Annotated in this window: 3 protein-coding genes; 2 read left to right on the plus strand and 1 reads right to left on the minus strand. The window is 72.6% G+C overall.

Annotated features, from left to right (window positions below):
- Window positions 1-6 precede the first annotated feature (6 nt).
- Window positions 7-2,181 carry an ACP S-malonyltransferase gene (gene fabD / locus ACIBH1_RS31560; protein ID WP_397317606.1) on the plus strand — a complete coding sequence of 725 codons (2,175 nt, stop codon included), beginning with the start codon at window positions 7-9 and terminating at the stop codon, window positions 2,179-2,181.
- Here fabD and ACIBH1_RS31565 read toward each other — a convergent pair.
- On the minus strand, window positions 2,165-2,911 hold the full coding sequence (locus ACIBH1_RS31565; protein WP_397317607.1) for a thioesterase II family protein: 747 nt from the start codon (window positions 2,909-2,911) through the stop codon (window positions 2,165-2,167). The two genes, fabD and ACIBH1_RS31565, sit on opposite strands and share 17 nt — an antisense overlap.
- Before the next feature lie 96 nt (window positions 2,912-3,007).
- Between ACIBH1_RS31565 and ACIBH1_RS31570 the strand changes: the two genes are divergently transcribed.
- The gene (locus ACIBH1_RS31570) at window positions 3,008-15,262 is read left to right on the plus strand and encodes an amino acid adenylation domain-containing protein (RefSeq protein ID WP_397317608.1); all 12,255 of its coding nucleotides are present in this window, start codon (window positions 3,008-3,010) and stop codon (window positions 15,260-15,262) included.
- Window positions 15,263-15,265 lie beyond the last annotated feature (3 nt).

Genomic DNA, 15,265 nt, shown 5'->3' on the forward strand with positions numbered 1-15,265 from the left:
CGCCCGATGGCAGTCGTATGGGTCTTCCCCGGCCAAGGTTCCCAGCGCAGAGGAATGGGTGAGGGCGTCCTGGAACGCCACCCCGACCTGTGCGCGAAGGCGGACGAGATCCTCGGGTACTCGATCGCCGAGTTGTGCCAGGATCCCGTGCGGCTGCGCGACACCCGCTTCAGCCAGCCCGCGCTCTACACCGTCAACGCGCTCAGCTACCTGTCGCAGGAGGGCAAGCCCGACTACCTGGCCGGGCACAGCCTGGGGGAGTACACGGCGCTGTTCGCGGCAGGCTGCTTCGACTTCGAGACCGGCCTGAGGCTGGTCGCGCGACGCGGCGAGCTGATGAGCCAGGCCAAGGGCGGCACTATGACGGCGGTGCTCGGCGTTCCGGTGGACCGTCTGGAGGCGCTGGTGCACGGGACCGACGTCGAGATCGCCAACTACAACTCGCCCCAGCAGGTGGTGCTCGCCGGGCTCCAGGACGACCTCGCCGCGGTGACCGGGGCGATCGAGGCCGACGGCGGCAAGTGCGTGCCGCTCGCCGTCAGCGTCGCCGCCCACTCGCGTCACATGCGGGAGGCCGCCGACGCGTTCGCGCAGGAGCTGAAGGCCGTCGACCTCGCCGAGCCGCGCGTGCCCGTGCTCTCCAACGTGACCGGCCGCCCGCACACCGCCGGCGACATGGCCGAGCTGCTCCGCAAGCAGATCCACAGCCCGGTGCGCTGGCTGGACGGCATGCGGTACCTCATGGGGCAGGGCGTGGACGAGCTGGTGGAGCTGGGCCCCGGCACCGTGCTCTCCAAACTGTGGGACGTCACCAGGCAGGAGACGCCGAGCGTCCCCGACTCCACCCTCGGTTCTCGCACCTTCCGCGAGGACTACGGCGTGCGTCACGCCTACCTGGCCGGATCCATGTTCAAGGGCATCGCCTCGGCCGACCTGGTGATCAGGATGGGCAAGGCCGGCCTGATGGGCTTCTTCGGCGCCGGCGGCCTGACCCTGGACGAGATCGAGGCGGCGATCCGCACGATCAAGCAGGAGGTCGGGACCCGGTTCGGCATGAACCTGCTCTACGGCTTCGACGAGGACGGGCTCGAACGCGACACCGTGGAGCTGTATCTGCGCCACGACGTGCGCTACGTCGAGGCGGCCGCCTATCCGCACATCACGGCGCCCCTCGTGCGTTACCGCTTCGCCGGCGCCCACCGCGACGAGTCCGGCCGGCCGGTCGCCGTCCGGCGCGTGCTGGCCAAGGTGTCGCGTCCTGAGGTCGCGGGCGCCTTCATGCGGCCGGCGCCCGAGGCGATCCTGCGCCGCCTGACCGAACAGGGCGCGCTGAGCCCCGCCGAGGCCGAGGTGGCGGCCGAGCTGCCGATCAGCGAGGACATCTGCGTGGAGGCGGACTCGGCGGGCCATACCGACGCCCGCTCGCCGTACGCCCTGGTGCCGGCGATGGTGAAGCTGCGCGACGAGGAGATGGCTCGTCATCGTTACGCCAGGCCCGTCAGGGTCGGCGCCTCCGGCGGTCTCGGCTCGCCCGAGGCGGTCGCGGCGGCGTTCGTGCTCGGCGCGGAGTTCGTCGTGACCGGCTCGGTCAACCAATGTTCGCCGGAGGCCGGGACCTCTCCCGAGGTCAAGCGCATGCTGGCCGACCTCGACGTGCAGGACACCGCCTACGCCCCGGCGGGCGACATGTTCGAGATGGGCGCGAGGGTGCAGGTCGCCAGGAAGGGCACGCTGTTCCCGGCCCGCGCCAACAAGCTGTACGAGCTCTACCGGCGGCACGGCTCGCTGGAGGAGATCGACGACAGGACCAGGCGGACGATCCAGGACAAGTACTTCCGCAGGTCCTTCGACGAGGTCTGGGCCGAGACCGAGGCCTACCTGGCCGCGCGCAAACCCGACGAACTGGCCAGGGCCGAGCGGGACCCCAAGCACCGGATGGCCCTGATCTTCCGCTGGTACTTCGTGCACTCCATCCGGCTCGCGCTGGAGGGAGCCGAGGACCAGCGGGTGGACTACCAGGTGCACTGCGGGCCCGCGATGGGGTCGTTCAACCGGTTCGTCGCGGGCACCGAGCTGGCCGACTGGCGCAACCGGCACGTCGACCTGATCGCCGAGCGGCTCATGGACGGGGCCGCCGAGCTGCTGGAGGCCCGGCTGCGCGAGCTCAGAGGCGCAGCTTAGCCAGGTCCTCGCGGACGGCCTCCAGGACCTCGGTCCGCGGCCCCTTGAGGTAGAAGTGGTCGCCCTCGAAGAGCCGCAGCATGAACGGCCCACGGGTGGCGTCCGCCCACGCGGCGATCTCGTCCTGGTCCACCTCGGGGTCGGTGTCGCCGAGGAAGGCCGATACCGGGCACGTCAGCCCGGGTCCGGGCAGCGGCGTGTACGACTCGTTCAGCTCGAAGTCGGCCCGCAGGGTCGGCAGGAACACCTCGAGCAGATTGCGCTGGTCCATCACCTCGGCGGGCGTGCCGTTCAGCGTGGCGAGCTCGTCCAGCAGCTCGTCCTCTGACAGGTCGCTGAAGCGCCGCCGCCTGGTGGGCAGGTGAGGCGCGCGCCGCCCGGAGGCGAACAACACGGCCGGCTCCCCGTGCGGGCTGTCGGCGAACCTGCGCGCCATCTCGTACGCCACGGCGGCGCCCATGCTGTGCCCGAACAGGGCGAAGGGACGGTCGGCGTGGGGCGCGAGCGCGCGGAACAACGGCTCCACGAGCTGTTCCATCCGGTTGAAGGGCATCTCGCGCAGGCGCCCTTCCCGCCCCGGCAGCACGACGGGACACACGTCGACCGTCGGTGACAGGTGCGCGTCCCACTTGCGGAACAGGGCCGATCCGCCTCCCGCGTGCGCGAAGCAGAACAGCCGTACCTCTGCGTCCTTCCGGGGGTCTCCTCCGGAGATCCAGGCGTCTGACATGCCACGAACGTAAGCCGGGGCCGATCCGCGCGACTGCTCAGTCTTGAGCAGGCACGGCCGCGCCGCGTCGTTAGCGTCGCAAGCACGGAGGAGGCCATGGATCAGAACGAAAGCACGATCGAGGCGGTCATCCGGTTGCTGGCAGAGGCATTGCCAGGCGACGCGGAGCTGACCGCGGATTCGTCGCTCAGGGAGAACGGGCTCGACTCGATCTCCGCGGTGCGGGTGTGGTTCGACATCCAGCGGGAGTTCTCGCTGGACCTGCCGGTCGAGCGGCTGGGCGAGTGCACCACGCCGGCCGAGCTGGCCGCGCGCATCGACGAGGTCAGGGGCAGGGCCCAGCAGGGGAGTACGGCGGAGCCGTCGGGACCGGTGATCGAGGCCGATCCCGGCTCCAGGTTCGACCCTTTCCCGCTCACACCCGTCCAGCAGTCCTACGTCCTGGGCAAGGACGAAGACTTCTCGGCCGACGCCGTGGGCTGCCAGGTGTATCGCGAGTTCGAGGTGGACGGCCTGGACGCCGGACGGCTGCGCTCGGCCTGGCAGCGGGTCGTGGAGCACCACGACGCGCTCCGGCTGGTCGTGGGCGAGGACGGCACGCAGCGCGTGCTTGAGCGGGCCCCCGAGTGGGAGCTGCCCGTCCACGAGTGCGACGGCGAGCAGGTCCGTGCGCGCATGTCCCGGCATGTGTCACCCGTGGGCGCGTGGCCGCCGTTCGCCATCGAGGTGTCCGGCCAGCGCACGGGGCACTCCAGCACGGTGCACTTCGGCATCGACGCGAGCGTGACGGACGGGCGCGGGCTGGACGTGCTCCTGCGCGACTGGTGGCGTTGCTATCACGATCCCGAGCACGAGCTCGCGGACCCCGCGCTCTCGCTGAGGGACTGCGTGCTCGCGCTCGACGGCTACCGCGGCAACCCGGGCGACCTCGGCTACTGGAAGAAGCGCCTGGCCGATCTGCCGCAGGGTCCCGCGATGCACTCCGACGAGGCGGGCGAGCGCGTGGCCATGACGGCCGAGCTGACGCCGCAGGAGTGGAGCTCGCTGCGCGCCACCGCGGCCGATCTCGAGGTCTCCCCGACCTCGCTGGTGCTCACGCTCTTCGCCGAGGCGCTCCAGCGGGCGCAGGGCCGGGCCTTCCCGATCGCCCTGACCACCACCGGCAGGGCCTGGCTGCCCCGCGAGGTGGACGAGGTCGTGGGCCCGTTCACGTCGACGGCGGTGTTCGCCGCCGCCGACACCTCGGGCGAGCCGCTCAGCGAGGCGGCGCGAGCCGTACACCACGCGCTGTGGAGCGACCTGGGGCACGCCGGCGTGCCGGGTGTCACGGTCATGCGCGAGCTGCGGTCCGGCGTGAGCCTGCCCGTGGTCTTCACGAGCCTGCTGGACGCGCGGCCCGACGAGCTGGTCCCGCCGGTGACGTACGCGCTGAGCCAGACCTCAGGGGTGGCGCTCGACCACCAGATGGGGGAGTACGGCGGGGCGTTGCAGCTGCGCTGGGACGTGACTCCCGGCCGGTTCGCACCCGGCGTGCTGGAGAGCGTGTTCGCGGCCTTCGTCAACTCGCTGCGCGCGCTGGCCGCCGACGGCGACGCCGTGGAGCGGCCGCTGAACGAGCTGCAGCAGGCCTACTTCGTCGCCCGCGCGGGCGGCTCTCACGAGTTCGACGGCTGCCAGGTCTACCACAGCTTCCACGTGCAGGATCTCGACGTGGACCGGCTGTCGGGGGCGTGGATGCGCCTGGTCCACGCCTACGACGCCCTGCGTTCGGAGGTCACGCACGACGGCCGGTCACGTGTCAGGGCACGCGCGCCGCAGACGTGGACGATCCCGGTCGTCGACGAGGTGAGCGTCGAGGAGATGGCGGGGCGGGCCTTCCCGCTGGGCCGCTGGCCGCAGTGGGAGCTGCGCGCCGAGGGCGACACCGTGCACATCGCGATCGACCTGACCGTGCTCGACGGCATGAGCATCCACCGCGTGATGCGCGAGCTGTTCCGGCTCTACCACGACCCCTCCGCCCCGGCCGGTGAGCCGCTGCCGCCGGACCAGCACGTCGAGGAACGGCACGACGGCTACTGGAGCGAGCGGTTCGGCGACATGCCGCCCGGCCCGCCGCTGGACTGCGCGCCCTCGCGGCGCACGCGGCTGCTGGGCAGCCTGGCCGAGTGGGACCGCATCGAGGCCGCGGCGCGGGAGCAGGGCGTGACGCCCGACGCGCTCGTGCTGGCCGCCCTGACGGACGCCCTGTCGGCGCGCTTCACCGACCCGTTCACCGTGTCGGTGGTGCGGTGGACCGAGGAGTCCCAGCCCTACCGGCCGGGCGAGTTCACGGCGCTGAGCTGGGTCACGCACACCGCCGACGACGCGCCGGGCGTCTATCACCGGCAGATCGCCGCGGACGCCGAGCACGGCACGCTGGCGGGTCTGGCCGCGCTGCGCAAGATCATCATGAAGGAGCGGCGCCGCAGGTCCTACGCCTTCCCCGTCGTGTACACGAGCATCCTCGACCTGACCGGGCACACCCTCCCCGAGGGCGTCGAGGCCGGGCCGTGGATGACCTACACGCCGGACGTCGCCCTGGACTGCATCGCGGTCAGGGAGGGCGACCGGCTCGCCTACTACTGGGACGTGGCCGAGTCGGCCTTCGCCGAGGGGGAGGCCGCCGAGCTGTTCGCCGCCTTCGAAAGGGCGCTGCGCGGGGAGAGGCGGCAGGCCGCCGACCGCGACACGATGCTCTACGCCTGGAACGACACGGCCACCGACTTCCCCGACACCGAGCCCGTCCACCTGCTGTTCGAGGAGCAGGCCAGGACCAGGCCCGACGCGACCGCCCTGCGCAGCCGCGAGGGCACCATGACGTACGGCGAGCTCAACGACCGGGCCAACGCCATCGCGTGGCGCCTGAAGGACCTCGACGTGGGGCCGGGCACCATCGTCGGCATCCGGCTCTGCCGCGGCTTCGACATGGTGGCCGCCGTGTTCGGCATCCTCAAGGCGGGCGGCGCCTACCTGCCGCTGGAGCCCTCGCTGCCGCCGGAACGGGCACGCGTGATGATGGCCGACGCGGGCGCGGACATCCTGCTCACCTGCGCGCAGACCCCCGGCTGGCCCGTGCCCGAACAGGTGCGCGCCGTCGAGCTGGACGCCGAGTCGCGCGACGACCGCGGCGACCCCGAGCCGGTCAACACGCCTGATGACCTCGCCTACGTGATCTTCACCTCGGGTAGCACCGGCAAGCCCAAGGGCGTCGAGGTGACGCACCGGCCGGTGCTCAACCTGCTCAACTGGTGCTACCGCACGTTCGGCTTCGGCACCTCAGACGTCGGGCTCTGCGTGACCTCGCTCGGCTTCGACCTGTCGGTCTTCGACATTCTCGGCCTGCTCGGATGCGGCGCCGGGCTCTACATCGCCGACGAGAGCCAGCAGCGCGACCCGGACCTGCTGCTCGACGCCCTGCTCGACGAGCCGATCACGTTCTGGAACTCCGCGCCCACCACGCTGAACCAGCTCGCGCAGCTCTTCCCCGAGCGGGCGGGCCGGCAGGGGACCGGCGACCTGCGCCTGGTCTTCCTCAGCGGCGACTACACGCCGCTGCCGCTGCCCGACGCCGTGCGCGGCCTGTTCCCGAACGCCTCCATCGTCAGCCTGGGCGGCGCGACCGAGGCGACGGTCTGGTCCAACTACTTCGAGGTCGGCGCCGTCGACCCGGCCTGGCGCAGCATCCCGTACGGCAGGCCGATCGACAACTCCAGGTACTACATCCTCGACGAGGAGCAGCAGCCCTGTCCGGTCGGGACGGAAGGCGACCTCCACATCGCCGGGGAGTGCCTGAGCCTCGGCTACCGCAACCAGCCCGAGCTGACCGCCGAGCGGTTCGTGGCCGACCCGTTCGCCCGCGAGCCGGGCCGGCGGATGTACCGCACGGGTGATCGTGCCGCCTACCTCCCCGACGGCACGATCACCTTCCTCGGCCGCGCCGACGCCCAGGTCAAGATCCGCGGGTTCCGCGTGGAGCTGGGCGAGATCGAGCACCGGCTCCGCCTGCACGCGGGAGTCAGGGACGTGGTCGTGGTCGCCCGCGACGACGAGGCGGGGGAGCGCAAGCTCGTCGCCTACGTCATCGCGGAGTCCGGCCAGGCGCCCTCCGTGGCGGAACTGCGCGGCCACGCCGCCGAGACGCTGCCCGACTACATGGTGCCGAACTACGTCGCCTTCCTGACGACGTTCCCCGCCACCGACAACGGCAAGCTGGACCGCGACGCGCTGCCCTGGCCGGTGAACGGCGAGACCCCAGCCGAGGAGGCGCCCGCGGCGGGGGATGAGCTCGTGCAGGAGATCTCGGCGTTGTTCGCCGGCCTGCTCGACGGCGGCGAGGTCGATCCCGCGCAGGACCTGTGGGACCAGGGAGCGACCTCGTTCACGATGGTCCAGGTCTCCAAGGCGCTGCAGAAGAGCCGGGGGACGCGGATCGCGGTGTCGGCGCTGCTGGAGAACCCGACGGTCAACGGGATCGCGCAGACCGTGGCGGCCCAGCTCCCCGCAGGGTCGCCGGCGCCGGCACCCGCACCGGCACCGGCAGCACCCCAACCCGCCCAGGTGGAGTTCTTCTCGCCAGAAGACCGCGCCGCCTTCAAGGAGGGCGAGTGGAACCTGCGGCGCGCGGGCTCGGACGGCATCCGCCTGGAACCGCTCGACGTGGCGCAGGAGCACTACGCCTGGCGTTCCAGCGTCCGCGAGTTCGGCCAGCGCGCCGTGCCGCGGCGCGCGCTGTCCCAGCTGCTCGGCCTGCTGCGCGAGAGGCGGATCGACGGCGAGGAACGCCACCTCTACCCGTCGGCCGGCGACACCTACGCGGTCCAGGCCTACCTCCACGTGGCCGAGGACGGCGTGGACGGCCTGGCCGAGGGCGTCTACTACTACCACCCGCGCGAGCACACTCTCCAGCTCGTCAACGACCGGCCCGACATCGACCGCACGGTGCACTTCTCCTACAACCGCCCCACCTACGACCGGGCGGCCTTCAGCATCTACCTCGTAGGCCAGCTCAAAGGCATCGAGCCGCTGTACGGCGAGCAGAGCCTGAAGTACCTCACCCTCGAAGCGGGCTACCTCGGCCAGCTGCTCATGACCGGCCAGGCGGCGAGCGGCCTGGGTCTGTGCCCGATCGGCGACATCGCCTTCGACCGGCTGCGCGACCAGCTCGACCTCGACGACGGGCACCGTTTCCTCCAGGCCTTCCTGGGCGGACCGGCGCCCCATCCGAAGCGGTCCTCGTCCACGGGAGAGGCACCGGTGTACTCCCGGCCCGACGACATCGCCGTCATCGGCCTGGCGGGCCGCTACCCCGGAGCCGACGACCTCGACGCCTTCTGGCGCAACCTCAGCTCCGGCGCCTCAGCCATCGGCTCCAGCCCGCGCGGCCCGGTGCCCGGCGGCTACCTGGAGCACATCGACCGGTTCGACAGCCTGCTGTTCCACATCGCGCCGCAGGAGGCGGCGCAGTTGGATCCGCAGCTGCGGCTGCTGCTGCACAGCGTGTGGGAATGCCTGGAGAACGCCGGTCACACGGCCGACTCCCTGCGCCGGGCGGCGCCGAGGGTCGGCGTGTTCGTCGGCTCGATGTGGCAGGACTACCAGCACGCGGGGGCGGCCGCCTGGAGGGAGAGCGGCCAGGCCCTCGTCTCGGCCACCTCCTCCGACGCGGCCAACCGGGTCTCCTACTTCTTCGACTTCACCGGCCCCAGCATCGCGGTCGACACCTCCTGCTCCTCCGCGCTGACGGCCCTGCACCTGGCCGCGGAGAGCCTGCGCAAGGGGGAGTGCGACGCGGCGGTCGTCGGCGGCGTCAGCCTCGTCGCCGACCCCTACCACGCGGGCCTGCTGGCCGGGCTCGACCTGCTCACCGACGACCCGGCCGGCCGGGCCTTCGACGACGACCACCCCGGCTGGACCGTCGGCGAGGGCGTCGGAGCACTCCTGCTGCGCCCGGCGCAAGCCGCCGAGCGCGACCGCGACGTGGTCCACGGCGTCATCGAAGGCACGTGGATCGCGCACGCCGGACGCAGCAGCCGCTTCACCGCGCCCAGCGCCGAGGCGATGGCCGCCTCCATGCGCCAGACACTCGAACGGGCCGGAACGACACCCGCCGACGTCTCCTACGTCGAGTGCGCCGCGGCAGGGGCGACCCTCGCCGACGCGGCGGAACTCGAAGCGCTCACCCAGGTCTTCGACGGCAGGCCGCGGCCGGTGGCGGTCGGCACGGTCAAGCCGAACATCGGCCACCTCGAAGCCGCCTCCGGGCTGTCGCAGCTCACCAAGGTGCTGCTGCAGATGAGGCACGGCCAGATCGCCCCGACCCTCGCCGCCGACCGGCCGGTGGACGGCGGGCCCGTCCACGTGGCGGACCGGCTCGGCCCCTGGGAGCACGAGCCGCGCAGGGCGCTGATCAACGCCTTCGGCGCGACCGGCACCCACGGGCACGCGCTGCTCCGCGCCGCCGCGCCGCGCGAGCCCTCACGCCCCGACGGGCGCCGGCACGCCGTCGTGCTCTCCGCCGCGAGCCACGAGCAGCTGACCACGCTGGCCAGGCGGATGCTCGACCACCTCGCGGAGACGGACGACTCCCTGGCCGACATCGCCTACACCACCCAGACGGGCCGGGTCGCCCTGCCGTACCGGATCGCCGTGACCTGCTCCGACCTGCGTGAACTGCGGGCAGGGCTGGAGGCGTTCGTGGCCGGCGAGCGGCAGCCCGGTGTCGTGGAGAAGCCGGGCGCCGCCGCCGATCCCGCCGGCGAGGCCGAGGCGGCCGACGCGTGGACGGCGGGGCAGGACGTGCCGTGGGAGAAGTACTGGACCACGCCCGCCGCGCGGGTGCAGCTGCCCACGTATCCGTTCGCCGCCCAGCCGTACTGGATCTCCCAGGACGGGCCGGCGACGGCCGCGCCCAGGCCGGTGGACGACCTGGAGGACTACCTCAAGCAGACCTACGCCGAGGTGTCGGGCATCCCCGCCGCCCAGCTCAACGTGCACGTGCCGCTGGAGCAGTACGGGCTGACGTCGAACATCGTGGCGCAGCTCAACGCGCGGCTGGAGCGTGACCTGGGCGAGCGCTCGCGCACGCTGTTCTTCGAGCACCGCGACCTCGCGAGCGTCGCCGCCGCGCTCGGCCGGGGCGAGCGCGCCCAGGCCCCCGCCGTCTCCCGCCCGGCGGACGACGACGCGATCGCGATCATCGGCATCGCGGGACGGTACCCGCAGGCGCCCGATCTGGCGACGTTCTGGGAGAACCTGGCCGCCGGGCGCGACTCGGTCACCCGGATCCCGCAGGAACGCGCCCGCGACGGCTGGCCGGTCGACCGCATGTGGGGCGGCTTCCTCGACGACGTCGACAGGTTCGACCCGCTGCTGTTCGGCATCACCCCTCGCGACGCCGCGCTGATGGACCCGCAGGAGCGGCTCTTCCTCGAAGTCGCCTGGGAGGCGCTCGAGGACGCCGGATACCCCCGTGCCCGCCTGCGCGGCTCCGACGTGGCCGTCTACGCGGGCGTCATGTACAACGAGTACCCCTACTTCGGGGTCGAGCAGACCCTGCTGGGCTCGCCGCAGGACACCGGCGCCACCACCGGCGGCGTCGCCAACCGGGTCTCCTACCACCTGGACCTCACCGGCCCCAGCATGACGATCGACACGATGTGCTCGTCCTCGCTCACCGCGCTGCACCTGGCGGTCCGCTCCCTGAGGTACGGCGAGTGCGGGCTGGCCCTCGTCGGCGGCATCAACCTGTCGCTGCACCCCAACAAGTTCATCCAGCACTCGCGGATGAAGCTGACGGCCACCGACCGGGTGTGCCGCAGCTTCGGCGCCGGAGGCGACGGGTTCGTGCCGGGCGAGGGAGCCGGCGTCGTCCTGCTCAAGCCGCTCTCACGGGCCGAGGCCGACGGCGACCGCATCCACGCGGTGATCCGGGGCACGAGCGTGCTGCACTCGGGCAAGACCAACGGCTGGGTGGTTCCGAACCCGGCCGCCGAGGGCGAGCTCGTGCGCCGGGCCATCGCCGACGCCGGCGTGGACCCCGCCACCATCGGCTACGTCGAGTGCCACGGCGCGGGCACGGAACTGGGCGACCCGATCGAGGTCAACGCCCTGCTCCGGGTGTTCGGGCAGGCTTCGCCCGGCAGCATCCCGATCGGCTCCGTCAAGTCGAACATCGGCCACGTCGAGGCCGGGGCGGGCATCGCTGGGCTCACGAAGATCGTGCTGCAGATGCGGCACGGCAAGCTCGTGCCCTCCCTGCACGCCGAGGAGCTGAACCCGAACATCGACTGGGAGCGGGTGCCCTTCCGCGTGCAGCGCGAGCTGGCCGACTGGCCGGGCGGGCCGCGGCGGGCGTGCATCAGCTCCTTCGGGGCCGGCGGCACCATCGCGCACGCCGTGCTGGAGGAGTACACCTCCGAGCCGGCGTCCCGTACCGGCTCCGGCGGCCCGCAACTGGCCGTCCTGTCGGCCTACGACGAGGAGCGGTTGCGCGCGTCGGCCGCCAGGCTGGCCGGGCACCTGCGCCGCGCCGGCGGCGGGACCGACACGGAAGGGCTGCTGCGGGAGCTGCGACGCGTGGCTTCCGGGCAGGCCGCCACCGAGATGACCGGCGACGCGCTCGCCGCGCACCTCGTCCGGACCTTCGACGAAGGCGCCGGGCCTGACCTGGCCGACGTCGCGTACACGCTGCAGGCGGGCCGCGAGCCGCTGCGCGAACGGCTGGCCGTGGTGGTCTCCGGCGTCGCCGAGCTCTGCGAACGGCTGGAGCGGTTCGCCACGGGCCAGGACGCGGGCGTGCTGCGCGGCCGTGCCACGGCGTCGGACCAGCGGGAACCGGAGGGCGCTGACCTGCAGGCGATCGGGCGGCACTGGGTCTCAGGCGGGCACGTCGACTGGGAACGGCTGCGCGGCGGCGCCTCGCGTGTCACCGAACTGCCCACCTACCCGTTCGCGCGGATGCGGTGCTGGGTGCCGGAACCATCGGGCACCCCCACGCCGCGACAACCGGAGACACCCGCGTCGCGACAGTCGGAGACACCTGCGCAGCGGCAGCCGGAGACGCCTGCGCAGCGACGGCCGGAGACGCCTCTCTACGAGAAGGTGTGGGTCGCCGCCGAGGAGCCGCGGGCGCGCGAGATCACGGGAAAGGTCCTGTGCCTGTACACTCCCGGCACCGAGGACCTCGCCCGCGAGCTGGCCGAGGCGATCGGTCCCGACCGCGTCACCCTGTCGTCCGAACCGGGCGCCGACCTGCCCTTCGAGCCGTCGGGCTGGATCGACCTGTGCGACCTGGACCAGGTCGACGCCGCCCACGAGACCGCACGGCTCGCGCTGCTGCAACGTGCCCTGCGCGGCCGTACCGACCTGCGGGTGCTCCACGTGACCAGCGGCCTGCTCGACCTCGGCGGCCCGCCGCCGAGCCTGGGCGGCGCCCGGCTGGCCTCGTTCGTCCGCATGCTCTCGGCCGAATACTCGGGCGCGACGGCCACAGTCGTCGACACCGACCGGCCCACGGCCGCGCAACTCCTCGCCGAGTGGGGCGCGACCGACGCCTACACCGAGACCTGCTACCGCGACGGGCGGCGCCACCGCCCACGCCTCCAAGAGGTGCCTGCCCCGCACACCGAGCTACGGCCTGACCCGGAAGCCGTGTACCTGGTCACCGGAGGCACCAGGGGCCTGGGCGCGCTCGTGGCCAGGCACCTGGTGGAACGCGGAGCCAGGAAGCTGGCGGTGATCGGCGCCCGCCCGCTGCCGCCCCGCGAGCAGTGGAACAAGCCCGGCCTGCCCGACGCCGCCCGCGAGACGATCGACGTCATCCGGGGGCTGGAAGGCGGCGGCGCACGCGTGCTCGTCCACACCGGACCCCTGACCGAACGTTCCGACATCGCGGCCTTCCTGGACAAGGCGCGCACCAGCCTGGGCCCGATCGGCGGCGTGGTGCACTGCGCCGGCCGCAGCAGCCAGGGACGGCCCTCCCTGATCCACAAGGACCTGTCCGACATCGAGCAGGTGATGGCTCCCAAGGCCGACGGGCTGGAGGTGCTCGCCGAGCTCTGCTCGCCGGACCGCCCCGCGTTCTTCCTGGCCTTCTCCTCGATCTGCGCCGTGGTCCCGCGGCTGGCCTCCGGCGTCGCCGACTACGCGGCAGCCAACGCCTTCGTGGACCTGTTCGCCGGCTACCAGCGGCGTTCCGGCCGGCCCGAGTTCCGGTCGGTCGCCTGGCCGCAGTGGCAGGAGTCGGGCGGTGCCCGCGGCGAGCCCAACGTCTGCGCCCCCGTGGGCGTGGCCACCCTGGGTGACGACGAGGGTCTGCGGATCCTCGAACGGGTCCTGGCCTTGCCGGACGGGGCGAGCCTCCTGCCCTGCCCGGCCGAGGACGGCCCGGTGGATGTCGAGGCTCTGCTCCTGCCTTCTCGGGCGACATCCACCCGGCCGTCCGCACCAGTACGGCAGGAGCGGCGGGACTGGCTGGCGCCGCTGTTCTCCGAGATGCTCGGCATCCCGCTGGAGTCGCTCGACCCCACGGCCGAGTTCGGTGAGCTCGGCGTGGAGTCGGTGATGCTGGCCGAGCTGGTGAAGGGCATCGAGGGGCGGCTGGGCAGGCACCTGGAGCCTTCGGTGCTGCTCGACTACCCGACGCTGGAGCAACTGCGGGAGCACCTCGGCGAAACCGCCGAGCCGGTCGAGACCGTCGAGCCGGTCGAACCGGACGATTCCGGTGAACCCGTCGCGTCGGTCGCGCCCGTCGCGGTCGTTGAGCCCGTCGTGCCCGTCGCGGCCGTCGAGCACGTCGACGCGCCTTCGGGGCCGGAACCCGGGCCTGCGGTGGCCGGCGGCGAGCTTCCCGCCGGCGTCGACGGCAAGATCGCCATCATCGGCATGGCCTGCCGCCTCCCCGGCGCCCCCGACCTCGACACCTTCTGGGACAACCTCACCTCCGGCCGCTGCGCCGTCGGCGAGGTGCCCGAGTCCCGCTGGGACCATCGCGAGCTGTACGACCCCGAGCCCCGCCTGGGCCGGAGCATCAGCAAGTGGGGCGGGTTCGTCGAGGGCATCGAGGATTTCGACCGCGACTACTTCGCCATGGCGGAACAGGAGGCACGAGCGCTCGACCCCGCCATCCGCATGTTCCTCGAGTGCTGCGCGACCGCCCTCAGCGACGCCGGATACGACCCGGCGGAGCTGCGAGGCGCCGACGTCGGCGTGTTCGCGGGCGCCAGGATGTCCGCCTACGGGCGCCGCGCGGGAGTGCGGGCCGGCGGGCTGGCCTCCGACCAGAACTTCATCGCCGCCCGGGTGGCCCACCACTTCGACTTCCACGGCCCCAACCTCGTGGTCGACAGCGCGTGCTCCTCCTCGATGGTCAGCGTCCAGCTCGCCGGCCGCAGCCTGCTCGCCGGAGAGTCGGCCCTGGCCCTGGCGGGCGGCGTGGAGGTGCTGCTGGATGAGGAGGACTACCTCCAGCTCAGCGCGGCCAAGGCGCTGTCGCCGACCGGCAGGTGCCACACCTTCGACGAGAGCGCCGACGGTTTCGTCCCCGGCGAGGGCTGCGGTGTCGTCCTGCTCAAGCCGCTGGCCGCCGCCCTGGCCGACGGCGACCGCATCCACGCGGTCATCGAGGCCGTCGCGGTCAACAACGACGGGCACACGATGGGCATCACCACACCCAACCCCGAGGCCCAGGCGGACGTGGTACGGCGCGCGCTGGCCGCCGCCGGGCGCAGCGCCGCGGAGATCGGCCTGGTGGAGGCGCACGGCACGGGCACCCTGATCGGCGACCCGATCGAGCTGCGCGCCCTCACCCAGGTGTTCCGCGAGAGCACCGACGAGAAGGGCGCCACCGCGATCGGCAGCGTGAAGTCCAACATCGGGCACACGCTGAGCGCCGCGGGAATCGCCGGACTGCTCAAGGCCGCCCTCGCGGTGGAGCACGGGCGGATCCCGCCCACGCTCTCGTGCGAGCGGCCCAACCCGCGCTTCGACTTCGACGCCTCGCCCTTCCGGCCGAGCACCGAGCTGCGCGACTGGGCCGGCGCCGGGAGGGTGCGCGTCGCCGGGGTGAGCTCGTTCGGCCTCGGCGGCACCAACGCCCACCTCGTGCTGAGCCAGCTCGACCCGGAACTGCGCGAGGGCGCCCCGGCGCGGCGGCGGCCGCTGCCCGCCCCCGTGTTCGACCGCAGGCGGCTGTGGCTCGACAAGGAACCGGCCAAGGAACCACCGGCCAAGGACAAGGAACCGGCTCGCCGTATGACCTCCATCCTCGACCTGGATCTCACGATGAACGGCGAACGCGTGAGAGGGAGTGCGTGAATC

Origin of the sequence: Nonomuraea sp. NPDC050663 (assembly GCF_044456985.1) — a bacterium.
Lineage (GTDB): Bacteria > Actinomycetota > Actinomycetes > Streptosporangiales > Streptosporangiaceae > Nonomuraea.